The organism is Marivita sp. S0852 (assembly GCF_046591575.1).
Lineage (GTDB): Bacteria > Pseudomonadota > Alphaproteobacteria > Rhodobacterales > Rhodobacteraceae > Marivita.
Genome location: NZ_JBIQWA010000005.1, coordinates 1 through 17,256 on the forward strand (window position 1 = coordinate 1; position 17,256 = coordinate 17,256).

The following is a 17,256-nucleotide window of genomic DNA, read 5'->3' on the forward strand; positions in this document are numbered from 1 at the left end:
AGGTTGTCGCCCGGCATCACCATCTCGGTGCCCGACGGCAGCGTCACGGTGCCGGTCACGTCTGTGGTCCGGAAGTAGAACTGCGGACGGTAGTTTGCAAAGAACGGCGTGTGACGGCCACCTTCGTCTTTGGTCAGGATATAGACCTCGGCCTCGAACTTGGTGTGCGGGTTCACCGAGCCCGGCTTACACAGAACCTGACCACGCTCAACGCCTTCACGGTCCACACCGCGCAGCAGGGCGCCGATGTTGTCGCCCGCTTCGCCGCGATCCAGCAGCTTGCGGAACATTTCAACGCCTGTGCAGGTCGTCTTGGTGGTGTCGCGGATGCCGACGATTTCGATCTCGTCGCCGACATTGATCACGCCACGCTCAACACGGCCGGTCACAACAGTCCCGCGACCCGAGATCGAGAACACGTCTTCGATCGGCATCAGGAACGGCTGGTCAATCGCGCGCTCGGGCTGCGGGATGTATTCGTCCACGGCGGCCATCAGCTCTTTGATCTTGTTTTCGCCGATCTCCGGATCACGGCCTTCCATCGCCGCCAGAGCGGAGCCTGCGATCACAGGAATGTCGTCGCCCGGGAAGTCGTACTCGGACAGCAATTCGCGGATTTCCATCTCGACAAGCTCAAGCAGCTCTTCGTCGTCGACCTGGTCCACCTTGTTCATGAACACAACCATGGCGGGGATGCCCACCTGGCGGCCCAGCAGGATGTGCTCGCGCGTCTGCGGCATCGGGCCGTCAGCGGCGTTCACAACCAGGATCGCGCCGTCCATCTGCGCCGCACCGGTGATCATGTTTTTCACATAGTCCGCGTGGCCGGGGCAGTCGACATGGGCGTAGTGACGGTTTTCCGTCTCGTATTCCACATGTGCGGTCGAAATGGTGATCCCGCGTGCCTTCTCTTCCGGCGCGCCGTCGATCTGGTCATAGGCCTGGAAATCACCGAAATACTTCGTGATCGCCGCCGTCAGCGTCGTCTTGCCGTGGTCAACGTGACCAATCGTGCCAATGTTGCAGTGCGGCTTGCCGCGCTCAAACTTTTCCTTGCCCATCTTAAAAGACGCCTCGCAAATAGGGGGGTCCACCCGACCCGGTTTTCATCGCGGGCGAGATATGCGGAGCGTGGCGGAAAATCAAGCGGAATCCCCGCAATCCGCGACGGTCTTTGACCGGTGCCTGTGGAAACCGTCCGTTACTGCGATGCAGATGCCACGCCCGCGGCCTCATTTGTGAGCGCCACCACGTTTGCCGGCACGGTCACCGGCGCGCGTCCGGAAATCTGATCGCTCGCTGTGGCCGCAGCAACAGAAGGCGTCGGTCTGGCCGAGGCCTCTGGCCCGCCGAACCAGCCGTCGCCGTCCTGCATCTCGCGCATCCAGACCTCGATCAGACGGGCGGCTTCATCGGCAAGCCCTTTCAACTGTTGATCCCGATTCTTCGAAATTCGGGATTCGAACACCTTGATGACATGGATCTGCTTCGGGTCTTCATTCAACTTGGCTTGCGCGGCATCGTCCCAAACCGTCACGTTCAGCGCCAAGGCGGATTTACCTGGTACAATGGGCGGCGGCAGGGAATAGGCCTCAACGCTGACACCCAGATGGTAATACGTGTCGCCGTCGAACCGGCCGAACCGCGTCGCCAGGGACTCGGTCACTGCCTCGATCCACTCTTCATTGGTGGCATCGCGCGACACCAACAGCTTTTGCAGGTTCGGTGCCACAACCCCGACATGCCCCAAAGCAAAGTTGCCCAGCGGATCAGTCGGGCGGTCAAGGTCGCTTGTCGAACTGGCGCAGGCCGCCAGGGTCAAGACAAGTGGCAAGGCAGCAAGTAAGCGGCGCATCGCTTTCCTCTAATCTCCATGGCCTTGGATTTTCTGGCCCTGGGTTTCAGTCACCGACCGTATTTAGCGCAGTGCCCAGTCGGGCGCAACGAACAGCCGCTGGCATGCGCAGAGCAGCGCTCTATTTCATTTGGTGATCGTCTCCAACGTCTCTTCTCCAACGTCATTGGTTCTCATGTCTGCACCCCTTTCAATGCCCGACACCGGTCTGACCGATACTGACACCGAACGCCGCCCCGTGCGGGCCGAATTGGTGTCCGAGCCATTAAGCCTTTGGGGTAGTCTTCAGGCCGCGCGCTCCAACCTGTTGACGATCATTCCAGAGGCATCGACGCGACAGCCGATTGTGTCGGGCACCACTGGAACGCCGTGGCATATGGTGACAGATCCAACCGCAATCCGTCGCGTGTTACTGGAAGCCGTGGACACCTACCCGAAATCCAAAGTGACCAAAAACCTGCTCCGCCCGGCAATCGGCGACTCGTTGTTTATTGCCGAAGGCGAACACTGGCGCTGGCAACGGCGTACAGCGGCCCCGGCATTTTCGCACCGCAACGTGATGAACCTTGCTCCGGTCATGTCCCGTGCCGCCGAACGGTCGGCAGACCGCATCGCCACTGCGGGCAACCGCGCTGTGAACATGCTGGAAGAAATGATCACGACCACGTTCGATGTGATCTCTGATGTGACCTTTTCGGGTGATCGCGGATTTGATCGGGATGCGGTACACAAAGCCATCGACATCTATATCGCCGATGCCGGACGAGTGTCGCTTTTTGATGTGCTTGGCCTTCCCGATTGGCTGCCACGGCCGGGTCGCACTGTCACCAGCCTGGGCATGTCCGATATGAAAGCCGCCGCAGACAGGGTGATCGATGCGCGTCACCCGGATGATTCAGGCGGCATTCCCGACCTTCTTGACCTCTTGATGCAGGGCGAAGATCCGAAAACACAGCGGCGTATGTCAACCAAGGAACTGCGGGACAATTTGCTGACCTTCATTGTGGCCGGCCACGAAACCACCGCGCTGACCCTTGCCTGGTCGCTCTATTTGTGTGCGTTTGATCCCGCCGTCCAGAAACGGGCGCGCGAGGAAGCCAAAACTGTTCTGCAAGGCCGTGCCGCCACCGCGGATGATGTATCACGTCTTCCCTATATACGCACCATCATCGACGAAGCGCTGCGGCTTTATCCGCCTGCGGCCATCGTGTCGCGAACGGCCCTGAACAGCGATGTTCTTTGTGGAACCCCGATCAATCCCGGCGATACGGTTATTTTGCCAATATATGCCCTCCATCGTTCACATCTGTTATGGGCCGAGCCCGACGCATTCGACCCGGACCGCTGGACAGACGGCGCAAAGCCCGACCGATACGCCTATCTGCCATTTGGGGACGGGCCACGCATCTGCATCGGCGCAAGCTTTGCCTTGCAAGAGGCAGTGATCATCCTGGCCACCCTGTTAAGCCGATTCCGTTTCACATCCGTTAAAGGCGTTGACCCAGATCCGGTCATGATCATCACATTGCGTCCCGAAGGCGGGGTCTGGCTTGAGGTGGAACCGCTTTAGATAACCGCCAATTCCACCTGCGGCGCGGCACCCAAAAGCCGGTCAAAATGAAACGGTGACAAATCCAGACTGCGATAGCGCCCGAAGCTCAGCCATTCGGCAATACCGCGTCCCATAGCCGGGGCCTGTTGCAAACCATGCCCGGAAAATCCGTTCATGAACAAAAGATTATCAATCTCGGGATGCGGCCCGATGATGGCGTTGTGATCCACGGTGTTCATCTCGTAATGCCCCACCCAGCTATGGGTCAGCTTCAGCGCATCGAACTGCGGGATACGGGCCGCCAGCACGGGCCAAACGGTGCATTCCCAAAGGCTGTGATCCATGGCAAAATCATCAAAATCCACCGCCGGGTCCGGGCCCGCTTGCCCACCCGCCTGATAGGTGCCGCCACCGTTTTCGCGCACATGGAACCCTGACGGATCAATGGTGAGCGGAAGATCCCGGTCCAACGGTTTTTCGGCTGTAAACACCCAGGAATAGCGCTTGCGCGGTTCAACCGGCACGCCGACACCCGCCAGCGCCGCGACTTGCGCAGCCCGTGGGCCGGCGGCGTTCACCACATGCCCACAGGCCACAACAGCGCCGGTTGCAAGTGTAACCGACATCACCCGGTCCGCCTGAACCGACATATCGACAACCTCGTTTTCAAGATAGACCACGCCCCGGTCCTGCGCCTGACGGCGCATCCACTCGAACACCGCCATGCTGTCGAAATAGCCTTCATCGACCGTGTTGATCGACCCAAGCACGATATCATCGAGCGCATAAAACGGGTAAGCCGCTGCAATCTCATCCGGTGTCAAAAGCCGCGTCGCAGCCCCGGCCGCCACCTGAACCGCCTGACGCCGGTGCAGATCCCTGGCATACTCGGCCGTATCGGCCAGGTACATGTAACCAAAATTGCGGATGCCGATCTCGGGCACGCGGGGATCATCGCCCATAAAGCGGCGCAGATTGGTGATGAAATCGGCCCCGAAGCGGCTGATCTGAATGTTCAGATCTGTCGAAAACTGCTGCCGGATGCAGCTTGTTGACTGCGCCGTTGCCGAATGTTCGAACGACATATCGCGGTCCACGACCAGAACCGATCCATCGAATGTGTCACTTTTGCTCAGAAACCAGGCCGCCGCCGACCCCATGATCGCCCCACCGACGATCACCACATCATATTGATTGGCCTGCGGTGCCTGAAACGCCATGCCTCAGATCGCGGCTTTCAGGCTTTCGTCCAGATAGATCTCGCGCAACCGCCGAGACCGCGCGCCCGGCGTGCCATCGCCAAGCGGCACTCCGTCAATCTCGACCACCGGCATCACAAAAGCAGAGGCTGACGTGATAAACGCCTCGTCTGCGTCTTTCGCCTCGTCGATCGTGAAATTGCGTTCCTCAACCTGCATCTGCGCCTCATTGGCAAAGCGCAACACCGCCGCCCGCGTGATGCCGTGCAGAATGTCGTTGGACAGCGCCCGCGTGATGATCGTATTGCCCTTGATAATATAGGCATTGTTCGACGTGCCTTCGGTCACGGCCCCATCCTCGACCATCCACGCATCATCCACGCCCGCTTTCTGGGCCATCATTTTGCCCATCGACGGATAAAGAAGCTGCACGGTCTTGATATCACGCCGCCCCCATCGCTGATCTTCGATCGAGATGATCTTGAGTCCTGTCCGCGCGGCGGGGCTGTTGGCAAGACCGGGTTTGTTCTGTGTGAACAATACGATACCCGGCTCTGTCGTTTCCGGATCGGGGAACACGAAATCCCGATCCCCATTCGATCCGCGCGTGATCTGCAGGTAAATCAACCCATCGGTGATTGCGTTCACACGCACCAGTTCGCGGTGGATGTCCAGCAACGCGTCCCGGCTCACCGGCGACCGCATATCAAGTTCGCTCAATGAGCGTTCAAGCCGCTTGGCATGGCCGTCAAAATCAATCAGCTTTCCACCCAGCACCGACGTGACCTCATACACGCCATCCGCCATCAGAAACGCACGGTCAAAGATCGAAATCTTCGCATCATGCTCTGAAACATAATCGCCATTTACGTACACTGTGCGGGTCATCGGCGGGCCTTTCAAACCAGGGCAAACGGGAAGTTCTAAACGCGGTTCTAATGGCTTTCTGCGGGGCGGATCAAGCGAATGTCACATTGAAAACCAAGCTATTTTGCGCGCAAATCCCGCAACGCCGCCTTTCGCTTGGACATCCGTCCGTCACAGCGTCAGGATACCGCCATGTCGATTGATCCAGACCTGTCCCGCTTTGTCCGCACCGCGTTTCAGCGCGGCCTGTCCCCCGAGACCACACGGCAAGCCTTGCGCGATGCAGGATGGGCCGACACCGAAATCGACGCCGCCCTGAACAGCTGGACCGTCAATGACAAGACCGGTCCGGTCCCGCGCCCGGTGCGGTCTTCGACGGCCCGCGACGCGTTCTTCTATGCGCTGTTGTTCCTGGTGTTCGGAGCCATAGTGGGGAACGCTCTGGTGCTGTGGTTCGGACAGATCAATCTGCACTTCCCGGACAGCACCGAACGCGCCTCCTCGGGTCAGCTGCGCGGTTTGCGATGGTCGATTGCCGCGCTCATCGTGTTTCTTCCGGTGTTCTGGTGGCTCGATCTGTCCGACCGCCGCGCCACCGACAAAGATCCGGCCCGCAGATTTGCCGGCGTGCGCCGATGGCTGTCGGCGCTGGCTCTGCTTTGTGCCGTTTTGGCCTTGCTCACTGACGCCCTGTTTCTGATCTACCGCTGGCTTGACGGGCAAATGACCCTGCGTTTTGCCTTGAAATCAACCACGGTGGCGATCGTGGCGGTGCTGGTGCTGGCCTACTTCCGGGAAAGCCGCCGTCTGCCCCTGGCAGTTCCCGCCGCAGCCGCGGGCTGGGTCTTGTCCGCTCTGGCCAGCCTCGCCGTGATCCTGACGCTGTTCAGCACCGGCGGCCCCGCACAAGGCCGCATCGAACAACGCGACAGATCCCGCATCAGCGATCTATACATTCTCGCGCGGGATGCAGGCCGCTGTCAGGCGCTGTCCACAGCCCCGCTTCCCGCGCAATTCGATCCGATGGACTGTGCGGCGGCGCCGGAACGCATGACCGGCTTTGCCTCCGACATCACATACACACGCCTGTCCGCCACACGTTTCAGCCTCTGCACCACCGTCGAAGACCCCAAAACCGCCTACGCAGCCAACCTGCGCATCGACGGTGACACGGTCTGCCGCGACGTCAGTATCGACTAGAACAGATCAGCCCCAAAGCGCGGCGTCCGGCGGATGAACACCGGCCGCGTCAAACCGCAACGGCGTGTCGCGATCTTCGGCCAATAGCAAGGGCCCGTCCAGATCGGTCACATGAGCCCCCTGCGCCACCAAAACAGCCGGTGCCATCGCCAAGGATGACCCCACCATACAGCCGATCATGATATCATAGCCCTCGGCCTGTGCTGCGGCGCGCAATGCCAAAGCCTCGGTCAAGCCTCCGGTTTTATCAAGCTTGATATTGACCATGTCATATTTGCCGCGCAACCCTGGCAGCGACGCACGATCATGACAGCTTTCATCAGCACAAAGCGGCACCGGACGGTCCATCCCCATAAGCGCCGCATCCTCTCCGGCGGGCAATGGCTGCTCGACCAGGGCAACACCCAGCCGCACAAGATGCGGGGCCAGCGTTGCATAGGTCTCAGCCGACCAGCCTTCATTGGCATCGACAATGATCTTTGACACCGGCGCACCAGCCCGGACCGCCTCCAGTCGGGGCATGTCATCGGGCGTGCCAAGCTTGATCTTCAGCACAGGCCGATGCGCATGCTGGGCGGCCTGTGCCTTCATCGCGTCGGGCGTGTCCAACGACAGGGTATAGGCTGTGATCTCTGGTCCCGGCGCTGTCAACCCGGCCAGCTCCCAAACCCGCTTGCCGCTTTGTTTTGCCTCCAGATCCCACAACGCGCAATCCACCGCGTTGCGGGCGGCACCGGGTGGCAAGGCCTCTTGCAGCGCCTGCCGGTCAATCATTGACGGCAAACCACGGATCTGCGCCTCCACAGTCTCAAGCGTTTCTCCGTAACGCGCATAGGGCACACATTCCCCCCAACCGGTCACGCCGCCCCGTGTCACCCGAACCGTCAAAACCTTGGCCTCGCTGCGCGAGCCGCGCGAAATGGTGAACACCTGCGCCAGCTGGAACACATCCCGTGTGACCTCAATCATCAAGGCATCTCCATCACTTCTTCTTTTCTAAAATATGCAAAAACCGTCCCCACCAAAAGCCGATCAGCCGATGGTCAAAAGCGCGTCCACCAAGGGCGCGGCCCCAAACCGGAACGGATCGGTGGTGGGCAGGCCCATGCGATCCTCGATCTCTGCCAGCACCGTGCGCGCGTCGTCCTCGGACAGGGCCTTGGTGTTCACAGACACCCCCGCCACCTGACACTCCGGATTGGCCACGCGCGCCAAAGGCAACGCAGTATCGCGCAATTGCTCAAGCGTGGGCAACGGGTAATCTGGCAGGCCGCGCATCGTGGTGCGGGTCGGTTCGTGACACAGGATCAGCGCATCGGGTTGCCCGCCATGGATCAAGGCCATCGTCACACCCGAATACGACACATGAAACAAGCTGCCCTGCCCTTCGATATGATCCCAGTGGTCGTCATCATTGTCCGGCGTCAGATATTCCACCGCCCCCGCCATGAAATCGGCAATCACCGCATCCAGCGGCACACCTTTTCCAGTGATCAGAATGCCCGTCTGACCGGTCGCGCGGAACTCTGATTTCATACCGCGTTTGACCATGTCCGCATCCATCGACATTGCGGTATACATCTTGCCACAGGAACAATCAGTGCCAATCGCCAAAACCCGCTTGCCGCGGCGCTTCCGGCCATTGGCAATCGGATAGGCCACGCTTGGAATACGCACGTCGAAAAGCGTGCGTCCATTGACCCGCGCCGCGGCCTGCAGCGCATCTTCATTGCGCAGCAGATTATGCAATCCTGCGGCCACATCATAGCCCATCTGCAGCGCCTTGACCAAAACCGCCTGCCACGCCTCTGAGATGACGCCACCCCGATTGGCCACCCCGATCACCAGCGTTTTCGCGCCCGCATCCAATCCCTCTTCCAGCGTCATATCCGCCAGACCCATATCCGCCCCACATCCCGGCATGCGATATTGCCCAACGGCGTTTTCCGGTCGCCAGTCCTTGATCCCCTGCGCCACCTTCGCGGCAAGCTGGTCAGGCGCGTCTCCAAGGAAAAGAAGGTAAGGGGTCTGAATCATTGTGATTGCTCCGTGTTGAAGGGTCGCGCAACCTTAACAGCGTAAATTTGCGCAATCCTTTCTCTTTCTTCGGGGTTTTTATCTAAAATTCGAATAATTTACGATATAACCAACGTTCTATCGAACATCATCCGCTCAAAAGTGCCTTGCACGATCCATAATCGTTTCAAAAATCCATCATCCCCTGACAAATGCTGCACCTGCAAAATACGCTTGCGCATCTGCACGCAATTTCTTAACCCAATCGAGACATCAAACGAAATTTCCTTACCAAGAGGCCCTCATGTCCTTCCGCATACAGCCCACTGCCCCCGCTCGCCCAAACCGATGCCAGCTCTTTGGGCCCGGCTCCAACACCAAGCTGTTCGCAAAAATGGCCGCCTCGGCTGCGGATGTGATCAACCTTGATCTCGAAGACAGCGTTGCCCCCACCGACAAGGACATCGCCCGCGCCAACGTGATCGACGCCATCAATACGGTTGACTGGGGCAACAAAACGATCAGCGTCCGGATCAACGGTCTCGATACCCCCTATTGGTACCGCGATGTTGTGGACCTTCTCGAACAGGCAGGCCCGCGCCTTGACCAGATCATGATCCCCAAAGTCGGCTGCGCGGGGGACATCTACGCTGTTGATGCGCTCGTGACGGCGATTGAAGCCGCCAAATCCCGCGAAAAACCGATCGCGTTCGAGGTGATCATCGAATCCGCTGCCGGCATCGCCCATGTCGAGGAAATCGCCGCCGCCTCACCCCGCCTTCAGGCAATGAGCCTTGGTGCCGCAGATTTTGCCGCCTCCATGGGCATGCAGACCACCGGCATCGGCGGCACACAGGAAAACTACTACATGCTGCATGAGGGACAAAAACACTGGTCAGATCCCTGGCATTGGGCGCAAACCGCCATTGTGGCCGCCTGTCGCACCCATGGTGTGCTGCCTGTTGATGGCCCGTTCGGGGATTTCTCCGACGACGATGGATTCCGCGCCCAGGCCCTGCGCTCTGCAACCCTTGGCATGGTGGGCAAATGGGCCATCCACCCCAAGCAGATCGCCTTGGCCAACGAGGTGTTCACCCCCTCCGACGACGCCGTGTCCGAAGCCCGCGAAATCCTCGCAGCGATGGAACAGGCCAAAGCCAATGGTGAAGGGGCAACCGTCTACAAAGGGCGTTTGGTCGACATCGCATCCATCAAACAAGCCGAGGTCATCGTGCGCCAAGCCGAAATGATCGCCGCAAACTAAGCGCGTCGGGACGGCGGGTGGGGCGTCTTGGCCAAAGGCCAACAGCGCCCCCCGTCAGTCCGGCCAGACCTTGCGCCCGTGAACTCCGGTTTCATCCAGCAAACCCAATCGCTTGGCCTCGTAATAATAGCCGCGCGCATACCACATTACCGCCTCGGCCTCATCGCCGCCCGACACAAGCCACGCCCCGCGCAAATAGCGGACCGCGTATTTCAAGTTGGTCTCGGCATCCAGCAACGCCGCCGGTCTGCCGCGAAACCCCATCGACCGCGCCGTTGCGGGCAAAATCTGCATCAGCCCGTAATACGGCCCGTTCCGCGCCTCGGGACGGTGGGTGCTTTCACGAATGACAACCCGCTGAACAAGCGACACAGGCAGGTCGTTTCGCTCTGCCGCCGCAACGATCAATTGGCGCAGCTCTGGCGTTTCATTGGGGTAAAGCGGCTGCGCAATCTCGGGGGGGTCAACAGCGCTGCTGCAGGCCGTCAAAACACCCAGGCCACACACCAGCAATATCCGGATCAAAACGTGTTTCATGCAACACCCCTGCCCAGAGCGGCATCAAAACGCAATCACCCGATTTCCGGATCGGCAATCCTGCGCCCAACCGTATGAAACCGGTTGGGCCCATCATGCCTCACAAATACATCACGCCGCGTAATATTCGTCAAAAACCGGCGATGGCTGACTGTTGGCCTCGGTGACAAGCCGCGGGCGCGGTGTGTAATAGGCCCATGCTTCATTCAGCAGACGCAACGCCTCTTTCGCCGAAGTAGGTGCGGTTTGGGATGTCGGGGTCGGTGTCATGGGAACTCTCCAGTCCGTGGGTTTCTCCCTTGAAACATAAGTTAAGATCATGCCCCCAAAGCACCAGAACCAAGTCCGCAGTCTCGGCATGCGAGCCATGCATATCTTACGCACGGTCATCTTTGGGCGAGCCCATAACAACATAAGACGTGATCGCATTCACCTGCGGCAAAACCCCCAGAACTTCGGTGTGAAAATGCTTGTAAGCGGCCAGATCGGCCGCTTCGACACGCAAAAGATACTCAACCGATCCGGTGATATTGTGGCACTCCTTCACCTCCGGACTGCGCGAAATCGCCCGTTCAAAGGCTTCCTGCGCGGATTTGGTGTGCTGGCTCAGTCCGACCGTGACATAGGCCACAAATCCAATGCCGGTTTTCTCGGGATCAAGCACCGCGCGATACCCAGTGATCACTCCGGACCTCTCTAGCGCACTGACCCGGCGCAGACAGGCCGAAGGTGACAACCCCAACCTGTCGGCCAAAGCCAAATTGCTGATCCGTCCATCCCGGCACAAGCAACGCAATATTTGTTCGTCAATCTGGTCAAGCTCACTCATATATTGCAAACATTGCCCTTAGTAAGCCGCATTTCGCAACCCTCACGCGCAGAACAAAACACATAGTGCTGCCTTATGACACCAGATCTTCTTCTTGCCCTCGCAGGCTTTGCCCTTGTCACTGTGATCACACCGGGGCCAAACAACCTGATGCTGATGACATCCGGGGCCAATTTCGGCTTTCGCCGCTCGCTTTCGCACATGCTGGGTGTAGGTCTTGGCTTTCCGATGATGATCGTGCCGGTTGGCCTTGGCGTGATGCAGGTCTTCGATGCCTGGCCGCCCTCCTACACGATCCTCAAGGTGCTCTCGGTCGCCTATATGCTCTGGCTGGCCTGGAAAATCGCCAATGCCGCCCCCCCGGACGGGGCACCTGACACCGGCAGCAGGCCGCTGACATTCCTGCAGGCCGCCGCCTTTCAATGGGTCAATCCCAAAGCATGGTCCATGGCGCTTGGCGCGATCACCCTCTACGCCACCGGACGCGATTTGCCGGCCATTCTCTGGGTGGCGGGCACCTATGTGGCGATGGGCTGTATCTCCACCACCAGTTGGACCATATTGGGCCAGCAATTGCGCCGCATTCTCAACCGACCGAACCGCCTGCGCGTGTTCAACTGGGCCATGGCCGCCTTGCTAGTCGCGTCCCTGATCCCGGTCCTATGGACCTGATGCAGGCCGATCCCGATACGCCCAAACCTAAATGACGCGCAGCCCCGCACGGACCGCGACAGCAGATTGCAAAACCAATCCGGCCCCGGCATATATCGTCGTCGTATAACAGGCAGGTGCGCGATGACCAATTACCTCGACTTTGAAAAACCGCTGGCCGAAATCGAAGGCAAGGCCGAAGAACTGCGCGCGATGGCGCGCTCCAATGACGAGATGGACATCGAAGACGAGGCAAAGGCGCTGGACGCCAAAGCAGACGCGCTCCTTGTCGAACTTTACAAAAAACTCACCCCCTGGCGGAAATGCCAGATCGCGCGCCATCCCGACCGCCCGCATTGCAAAGATTATATCGACGCGCTGTTTAGCGAATACACCCCGCTCGCCGGGGACCGGAATTTTGCCGATGATGACGCCGTCATGGGCGGGCTGGCCCGGTTCGACGATCAGCCCGTGGTCGTTATTGGGCATGAAAAGGGCCACGACACGCAAAGCCGGTTGAAGCGCAACTTCGGCATGGCCCGCCCCGAAGGCTACCGCAAGGCCGTGCGCCTGATGGAAATGGCAGACAAATTCGGCCTGCCTGTGATCACCCTGGTCGACACACCGGGCGCATATCCCGGCAAAGGTGCCGAAGAACGCGGTCAATCCGAAGCGATTGCCCGCTCCACCGAAAAATGCCTGCAAATCGGCGTGCCCCTGATCTCGGTGGTGATCGGCGAAGGAGGCTCTGGCGGTGCAGTCGCCTTTGCCACATCCAACCGTCTGGCAATGCTGGAGCACTCGGTTTATTCCGTAATCTCGCCAGAGGGCTGCGCCTCAATCCTCTGGAAAGACGCCGAAAAAATGCGAGAGGCCGCCGAAGCCTTGCGCCTGACCGCTCAGGATCTGCTTGACCTCGGGGTGGCGGACCAAATCATCCCCGAACCGTTGGGCGGCGCGCATCGCGCGCGCCAGGACACCATCGCAGCAGTCGGCACCGCCATTCGCGCCATGCTTGACGATTTATCCACACTCAAACCCAAAAAACTGATCGCACACCGTCGCAAGAAATTCCTCGACATCGGCTCCAAAGGTCTGGCTGCCTGACATGCGGGCGCTGATCCAACGCGTCGCGCAGGCCTCCGTCACCGTTGATGGCCAAACCCTCGGCGAAATAGGCGAGGGTCTGCTTGTGCTCATCTGTGCCATGCAAGGCGACAGCGAAACGGACGCCGACAAACTCGCTGCAAAAATCGCAAAGCTGCGCATTTTCAAAGACCAGGACGGTCGCATGAACCGCTCTGTTCAGGACGTTGGCGGCAGTGCCCTGGTGGTCAGCCAATTCACCCTTGCCGCCGACACATCCCGCGGAAACCGCCCCGGTTTTTCCACTGCCGCCGCCCCCGAGGATGGCAACCGCTTTTATGAATACTTCGCGAACCAGCTTAAAACACAGGGAATCCCTGTCGAAAAAGGGCAGTTTGGTGCAGATATGAAAGTCCAGCTTTTGAACGATGGGCCGGTGACGATCTGGATGGATACGTCAAGCTGATTGTCAACCGATCCTCCCGTGGCTGCTGTAGACTGGCATATTTATGAAAAGAAGATGCCAAGGCGCCGGTCACCCCATCCACGGGCACCTTGTCGAGCACAGCTCTTGGTCAGCCAATGGATGGGGCGTCTCCTTTTACGGCCATCGGCATGCCTGCCTGTTCCGCAACCCCAACGTCGCCCATAGGCATTAAATCACCGTAAACGTGCCACGAAATTTCCGGCATTTCTTCTTTTCATAAAATATGCATTTGCGACGCGGCCAAAGGTGCTGGTCTCAGTGATCGCGTCACACCCCCCACAGGGTTGCGCCGACAGGCGCTTATCCGGCCAGGTCCGGCACCGCCGGGCCTGTCTTTACGGTTCGCGAAACGCCTCGCGTGATTTGTATAGCGGCTTCAGAAGATATTGCAGAACTGTCTTTTCGCCTGTGTGCAGCTCGACTGTTGCCTGCATACCGGGGCGGATTTCCAGATGGCGTTGTCGATCCGTCAAAGAGGTTTTATCCACCCGAACCGTCGCCTTGTAATGCGCCGGGGCCTCGGGGCGGCGGTCATCCTTGAACGTATCGGCCGAGATGACATCGACCCGCCCCTTTAACGCGCCGTAGATCGTGAAATCATAGGCCGACAGCTTGATCGTGGCCTCCTGACCCGGGCGGATATTGGCAATGTTTTCGGGCGCGATTTTGGCCTCGACATATAGTTCTTCCCCCAGCGGAATGATCTGCAGGATTTCTTCACCGGGGCGCACAACCCCTCCGATTGTGGTCACACCCAGCTTGTTGACCACGCCATGCATCGGGCTGACCAGCACGGTCCGGTTCAGCTGATCCTGCGAGGACCGCAGGTTTTGGCGCAGCGTGGCCAGCTCCTTGAGCGTTTCGGAGTAGTCTTGCGCGCGGGCCAGTTCTGTCTGGGTGACGATTTCGTCCATCTTGATCTGCGCGTCGGCCAGCGCCTTGCGGGTCCGGGTCACTTCAATCAGGGCCACAACATTCTTGGCCAACAGGTCTTCCATCAGTTCGTTTTCCCGTGCCGCCTGCTCCAGCACCCGCCGCGCCCCGTCATGGCGAGCGTTGAAATCCAATTGACGCGCTGCCAACAGGGCGCGTTCAGAGGCCGCCATTTCGGGACTGCGCTGTTGCAAGTCCGCCGGAATGTCGAATTGCACATGCCCCGCCATTTCCGCCTCGATCCGCAGCCTGCGAATATCCAGCGCGGTGATCTGGTCTTCAAGATCATCGACAGAGGATTTGAACTGCGTTCCGTGCAACCGCGCCAGAACATCACCCCGCATGACCTCGTCACCCTCTTTGACCAGCAGCTCTGCAAGGATACCGCCTTCCAGGTTCTGGATGATCTGCGGTCGCGATGTCGAAATGAATTCTCCCTCGGCCCGGACAATTTCATCGATCCATGCATAGGCCGCCCAGATTATGAACAGCCACACGGCGGCCCCGGACAGCCAGATCACCATCGACGGCCCCCGCATACGGCGGCCCAGCTGTGCCGACAGATCTGTGGTGCTGACGGCCATTCCTACGCCCCCTGTGCTGCGCGCAGATGGTCCAGCACCTGATCGCGCGGCCCGTCGACAACCAGCCGCCCATTTGCCAAGACGCTGGTGCGGTCGGCAATCGCCAGGATCGGCACCCGATGCGTCGCGACAATCGCTGTGCGATGGGCCAGCCATGTCTCAAGCCGGGAAATCAGCGTCTTTTCTAGGGTCTGATCCAGCGCAGCAGTTGGTTCATCCAGCAGGCAGATATCAGGGTCCTGCAACCAAAGCCGCGCCCAGCCGATGGACTGGCGCTGACCCACAGACAGCCCTTCGCCGCCATCGCGAATGGTCAGGTCCAATCCTTGCGGATGGCTCTTTACAAACGGCCCAAGCCCGGCAAAATCAAGCGCCTGAAACAGGCGGCTGTCATCGCGCTCCATCATGTTCAAGTTCAGGTTATCGCGCAGCGTACCGTGAAACAGCCGCACGTCCTGTCCCAGATATCCCAGCGACCGCCGCAGATCGCGCATGTCGATCTGGTTCATTTCCGTGCCGTCAATCAGGATCGAGCCGGATGTCGGCGCGTAAAGCCCCGACAAAAGCTTGAGCAAGGTCGATTTGCCCGACCCGTTGGTGCCCAGAATAGCCAAAGTCTGACCGGGTTGGATCACAAGGTTTGGGATGTCGAGAACCGCAGGGCTGTCTTCATCGTAGCGGAACGCGACTTCGCGCAGCTCGAACCGGCCGTCCAGCTTTTCGCGGCGCAGATATGTGCGATCCTCGGCGCGGTCCTGCGGCAGCTGGGCCACCCCGTCCAACGCATCCAGCGCCGCCTTCACGTTGCCCCAGCGCGCCATGATCCCCGACAATTGGGTCAACGGGGCCAGCGTACGCGAGGTCAGGATGCCCACCGCTATGATCGACCCCACGGTGAATTCGCCTGCAAAAACCAGATACGTGCCCGCGATCACCGCGCCCACATAGGTGGCCTGCTGCACGCCCTGGCTCCAAAAGGTCAATGCCGCGGCAAGGCGGCGCTGTTCGGAGGATTTCAGCGCCTGAACCGACGTCAGCTCTTCCCATGTGCGGGCAAACCGGTCTTCGGCGCGCTGGGTCTTGATAGTGTCCAGTTCGGTCACCGCCTCGTTCAAAAGACGCGACTGCTTGGTCGAGGCCCCTTGCATGTCCTGCGTGATGCGGATCATCTTTTTCTGCAGAAAGAAGCCCGGAACAACCATCAAAATGGCACCGGCCACCAGAACCCAAACCACGCTTCCGGCAATGGACCAGACCAACAGCAGGAACAAAAAGATAAACGGAATATCGGCCAACGCCCCGACTGTACCCGCAGTAAAGAATTCCCGCACGGACGAAAATTCGCGCATCGACGCAAACAATTGCGATGGCGACCGCCCCGCCGCATCAGAGCGCATGCCCAACAGCCGGTTTAGCAACGTCTGCTGCACCCCGGTTTCAATCTGCCGTCCCGCGCCATCTAAAAGCGTGGACCGCGCAACCTTGAGAAACGCCTCCAGCATCAGCGCCATCGCCGCGCCAATCGCCAACACCCAAAGCGTGGCAGAGGATTGATGCGGGATCACCCGGTCATAGACCTGCAACGAAAACAGCGCGACGGACACTGCCAAAAGATTGGCCACAAATGATCCCACGGCCACTTCGCCGAACTGACGTGTGTAGCTGGAAAAGCTGCCCCAGAACCAATGCGACTTGGCTTGGGCCGCTGCATGCGTGTCGGCCAGAGTTTCCACAGGCGCTTCGCCGCGGATCAGGACACCGCTGTAAAACGGCGCAAATTCAGCGACATCCACCCGTTCGGTCTTGTCTGGGGCGGACTCGTCCCAGATCGACAGCGTCATGCGGTCCTGCGACAGCACCAGCACGGCTTGTCCATTGGTCATCAGGGCAATCGCGGGCCAATGCTCTGGCGTTGGGCGCGGGACGTCCCTGCCCTGCGCCAGCATCCCGGCGGCCCTGGCCCCAGCCAAAAGCGCCGCCTTGCCCACCATGCCGTCGGCATCCTGATGCAATCCGATGGCGTCCTGAATGTCGGCGGCAACCGTTGTCAGACCCAACCGGCCTGCATACGTGCGGATTAATTCCGTCCGGGCGACCACACGGTCGGAATAGCGCGGCGCGCGTGTCGGCTCATTTGCCGGCTTTGTGCCTTGGGGCACCATGCGCAGAACCGCGTTTTTGGCTTTCCCTGACAAC

General features: G+C 59.6%; 17 protein-coding genes. 6 read left to right on the forward strand and 11 right to left on the reverse strand.

All coding sequences use genetic code 11. The features are described from left to right. Both tuf and ACG74X_RS11785 read right to left on the reverse strand, forming a co-directional pair. On the reverse strand, nt 1–1,061 hold a 1,061-nt coding region (tuf, locus tag ACG74X_RS11780), incomplete at its 3' end, for an elongation factor Tu (protein ID WP_411235013.1). Nucleotides 1,062–1,201: 140 nt separating this feature from the next. Next, nucleotides 1,202–1,855, reverse strand: coding sequence for a hypothetical protein (locus tag ACG74X_RS11785; RefSeq protein WP_411235014.1), 654 nt, complete (start codon nt 1,853–1,855; stop codon nt 1,202–1,204). 175 nt (nt 1,856–2,030) lie between these two features. Between ACG74X_RS11785 and ACG74X_RS11790 the strand changes: the two genes are divergently transcribed. Further along, entirely contained in the window at nt 2,031–3,425 is a 1,395-nt protein-coding gene (locus ACG74X_RS11790; protein ID WP_411235016.1) for a cytochrome P450, read from the forward strand. On the opposite strand, the gene ACG74X_RS11795 is transcribed toward ACG74X_RS11790, so the two are convergent. Further along, complete coding sequence (locus ACG74X_RS11795; protein WP_411235018.1) at nt 3,422–4,627, reverse strand: NAD(P)/FAD-dependent oxidoreductase; 1,206 nt, start codon at nt 4,625–4,627, stop codon at nt 3,422–3,424. The genes ACG74X_RS11790 and ACG74X_RS11795 overlap by 4 nt on opposite strands. 3 nt (nt 4,628–4,630) lie before the next feature. Beyond that, complete coding sequence (locus ACG74X_RS11800; protein WP_411235019.1) at nt 4,631–5,494, reverse strand: D-amino-acid transaminase; 864 nt, start codon at nt 5,492–5,494, stop codon at nt 4,631–4,633. A 171-nt stretch (nt 5,495–5,665) separates the two neighbouring features. Here ACG74X_RS11800 and ACG74X_RS11805 point away from each other — a divergent pair, with 171 nt between their 5' ends. Next, nucleotides 5,666–6,673: a DUF5671 domain-containing protein gene (locus ACG74X_RS11805; RefSeq protein ID WP_411235021.1), complete on the forward strand. Its 1,008-nt coding sequence runs from the start codon at nt 5,666–5,668 to the stop codon at nt 6,671–6,673. 6 nt (nt 6,674–6,679) lie between these two features. Here the strand turns inward: ACG74X_RS11805 and dgcA are convergent, their stop codons facing one another. Continuing rightward, nucleotides 6,680–7,645 carry an N-acetyl-D-Glu racemase DgcA gene (gene dgcA, locus ACG74X_RS11810; protein WP_411235022.1) on the reverse strand — a complete coding sequence of 322 codons (966 nt, stop codon included), beginning with the start codon at nt 7,643–7,645 and terminating at the stop codon, nt 6,680–6,682. Nucleotides 7,646–7,705: 60 nt separating this feature from the next. Then, nucleotides 7,706–8,710: an N-acetyltransferase DgcN gene (dgcN, locus tag ACG74X_RS11815; protein WP_411235024.1), complete on the reverse strand. Its 1,005-nt coding sequence runs from the start codon at nt 8,708–8,710 to the stop codon at nt 7,706–7,708. A 283-nt stretch (nt 8,711–8,993) separates the two neighbouring features. Between dgcN and ACG74X_RS11820 the strand changes: the two genes are divergently transcribed. Continuing rightward, on the forward strand, nt 8,994–9,953 hold the full coding sequence (locus ACG74X_RS11820; protein ID WP_411235025.1) for an L-malyl-CoA/beta-methylmalyl-CoA lyase: 960 nt from the start codon (nt 8,994–8,996) through the stop codon (nt 9,951–9,953). Nucleotides 9,954–10,007: 54 nt separating this feature from the next. Here the strand turns inward: ACG74X_RS11820 and ACG74X_RS11825 are convergent, their stop codons facing one another. From ACG74X_RS11825 to ACG74X_RS11835, 3 genes are all read right to left on the reverse strand, one after another. Further along, the gene (locus ACG74X_RS11825; RefSeq protein WP_411235026.1) at nt 10,008–10,490 is read right to left on the reverse strand and encodes a transglycosylase SLT domain-containing protein; all 483 of its coding nucleotides are present in this window, start codon (nt 10,488–10,490) and stop codon (nt 10,008–10,010) included. Between the two features lie 111 nt (nt 10,491–10,601). Further along, entirely contained in the window at nt 10,602–10,760 is a 159-nt protein-coding gene (locus ACG74X_RS11830; RefSeq protein WP_411235028.1) for a hypothetical protein, read from the reverse strand. A gap of 106 nt (nt 10,761–10,866) precedes the next feature. Further along, nucleotides 10,867–11,319, reverse strand: coding sequence for an Lrp/AsnC family transcriptional regulator (locus tag ACG74X_RS11835; protein WP_411235030.1), 453 nt, complete (start codon nt 11,317–11,319; stop codon nt 10,867–10,869). Nucleotides 11,320–11,394: 75 nt separating this feature from the next. Between ACG74X_RS11835 and ACG74X_RS11840 the strand changes: the two genes are divergently transcribed. The 3 genes from ACG74X_RS11840 to dtd all read left to right on the forward strand — a co-directional run bounded on the left by ACG74X_RS11840 (nt 11,395) and on the right by dtd (nt 13,522). Continuing rightward, complete coding sequence (locus ACG74X_RS11840) at nt 11,395–11,991, forward strand: LysE family translocator (RefSeq protein WP_411235031.1); 597 nt, start codon at nt 11,395–11,397, stop codon at nt 11,989–11,991. Between the two features lie 123 nt (nt 11,992–12,114). Next, the gene (locus tag ACG74X_RS11845; protein WP_411235032.1) at nt 12,115–13,077 is read left to right on the forward strand and encodes an acetyl-CoA carboxylase carboxyltransferase subunit alpha; all 963 of its coding nucleotides are present in this window, start codon (nt 12,115–12,117) and stop codon (nt 13,075–13,077) included. A 1-nt stretch (nt 13,078) separates the two neighbouring features. After that, nucleotides 13,079–13,522: a D-aminoacyl-tRNA deacylase gene (gene dtd / locus ACG74X_RS11850; protein WP_411235033.1), complete on the forward strand. Its 444-nt coding sequence runs from the start codon at nt 13,079–13,081 to the stop codon at nt 13,520–13,522. 356 nt (nt 13,523–13,878) lie between these two features. On the opposite strand, the gene ACG74X_RS11855 is transcribed toward dtd, so the two are convergent. Further along, nucleotides 13,879–15,060 carry an HlyD family efflux transporter periplasmic adaptor subunit gene (locus tag ACG74X_RS11855; protein WP_411235034.1) on the reverse strand — a complete coding sequence of 394 codons (1,182 nt, stop codon included), beginning with the start codon at nt 15,058–15,060 and terminating at the stop codon, nt 13,879–13,881. A gap of 2 nt (nt 15,061–15,062) precedes the next feature. Beyond that, nucleotides 15,063–17,222 carry a type I secretion system permease/ATPase gene (locus ACG74X_RS11860; protein WP_411235614.1) on the reverse strand — a complete coding sequence of 720 codons (2,160 nt, stop codon included), beginning with the start codon at nt 17,220–17,222 and terminating at the stop codon, nt 15,063–15,065. Between the last annotated feature and the right edge of the window lie 34 nt (nt 17,223–17,256).

Excerpts from the sequence above, each read along its gene's own strand:
- ACG74X_RS11855 (WP_411235034.1), bottom strand. The coding sequence starts at position 15,060 with ATGGCCGTCAGCACCACAGATCTGTCGGCACAGCTGGGCCGCCGTATG.
- ACG74X_RS11840 (WP_411235031.1), top strand. The coding sequence starts at position 11,395 with ATGACACCAGATCTTCTTCTTGCCCTCGCAGGCTTTGCCCTTGTCACT.
- dgcN (WP_411235024.1), bottom strand. The coding sequence starts at position 8,710 with ATGATTCAGACCCCTTACCTTCTTTTCCTTGGAGACGCGCCTGACCAG.
- ACG74X_RS11785 (WP_411235014.1), bottom strand. The coding sequence starts at position 1,855 with ATGCGCCGCTTACTTGCTGCCTTGCCACTTGTCTTGACCCTGGCGGCC.
- ACG74X_RS11795 (WP_411235018.1), bottom strand. The coding sequence starts at position 4,627 with ATGGCGTTTCAGGCACCGCAGGCCAATCAATATGATGTGGTGATCGTC.
- ACG74X_RS11800 (WP_411235019.1), bottom strand. The coding sequence starts at position 5,494 with ATGACCCGCACAGTGTACGTAAATGGCGATTATGTTTCAGAGCATGAT.
- ACG74X_RS11830 (WP_411235028.1), bottom strand. The coding sequence starts at position 10,760 with ATGACACCGACCCCGACATCCCAAACCGCACCTACTTCGGCGAAAGAG.
- ACG74X_RS11845 (WP_411235032.1), top strand. The coding sequence starts at position 12,115 with ATGACCAATTACCTCGACTTTGAAAAACCGCTGGCCGAAATCGAAGGC.
- dtd (WP_411235033.1), top strand. The coding sequence starts at position 13,079 with ATGCGGGCGCTGATCCAACGCGTCGCGCAGGCCTCCGTCACCGTTGAT.
- ACG74X_RS11820 (WP_411235025.1), top strand. The coding sequence starts at position 8,994 with ATGTCCTTCCGCATACAGCCCACTGCCCCCGCTCGCCCAAACCGATGC.
- ACG74X_RS11860 (WP_411235614.1), bottom strand. The coding sequence starts at position 17,222 with ATGGTGCCCCAAGGCACAAAGCCGGCAAATGAGCCGACACGCGCGCCG.
- ACG74X_RS11805 (WP_411235021.1), top strand. The coding sequence starts at position 5,666 with ATGTCGATTGATCCAGACCTGTCCCGCTTTGTCCGCACCGCGTTTCAG.
- ACG74X_RS11790 (WP_411235016.1), top strand. The coding sequence starts at position 2,031 with ATGTCTGCACCCCTTTCAATGCCCGACACCGGTCTGACCGATACTGAC.
- ACG74X_RS11835 (WP_411235030.1), bottom strand. The coding sequence starts at position 11,319 with ATGAGTGAGCTTGACCAGATTGACGAACAAATATTGCGTTGCTTGTGC.
- ACG74X_RS11825 (WP_411235026.1), bottom strand. The coding sequence starts at position 10,490 with ATGAAACACGTTTTGATCCGGATATTGCTGGTGTGTGGCCTGGGTGTT.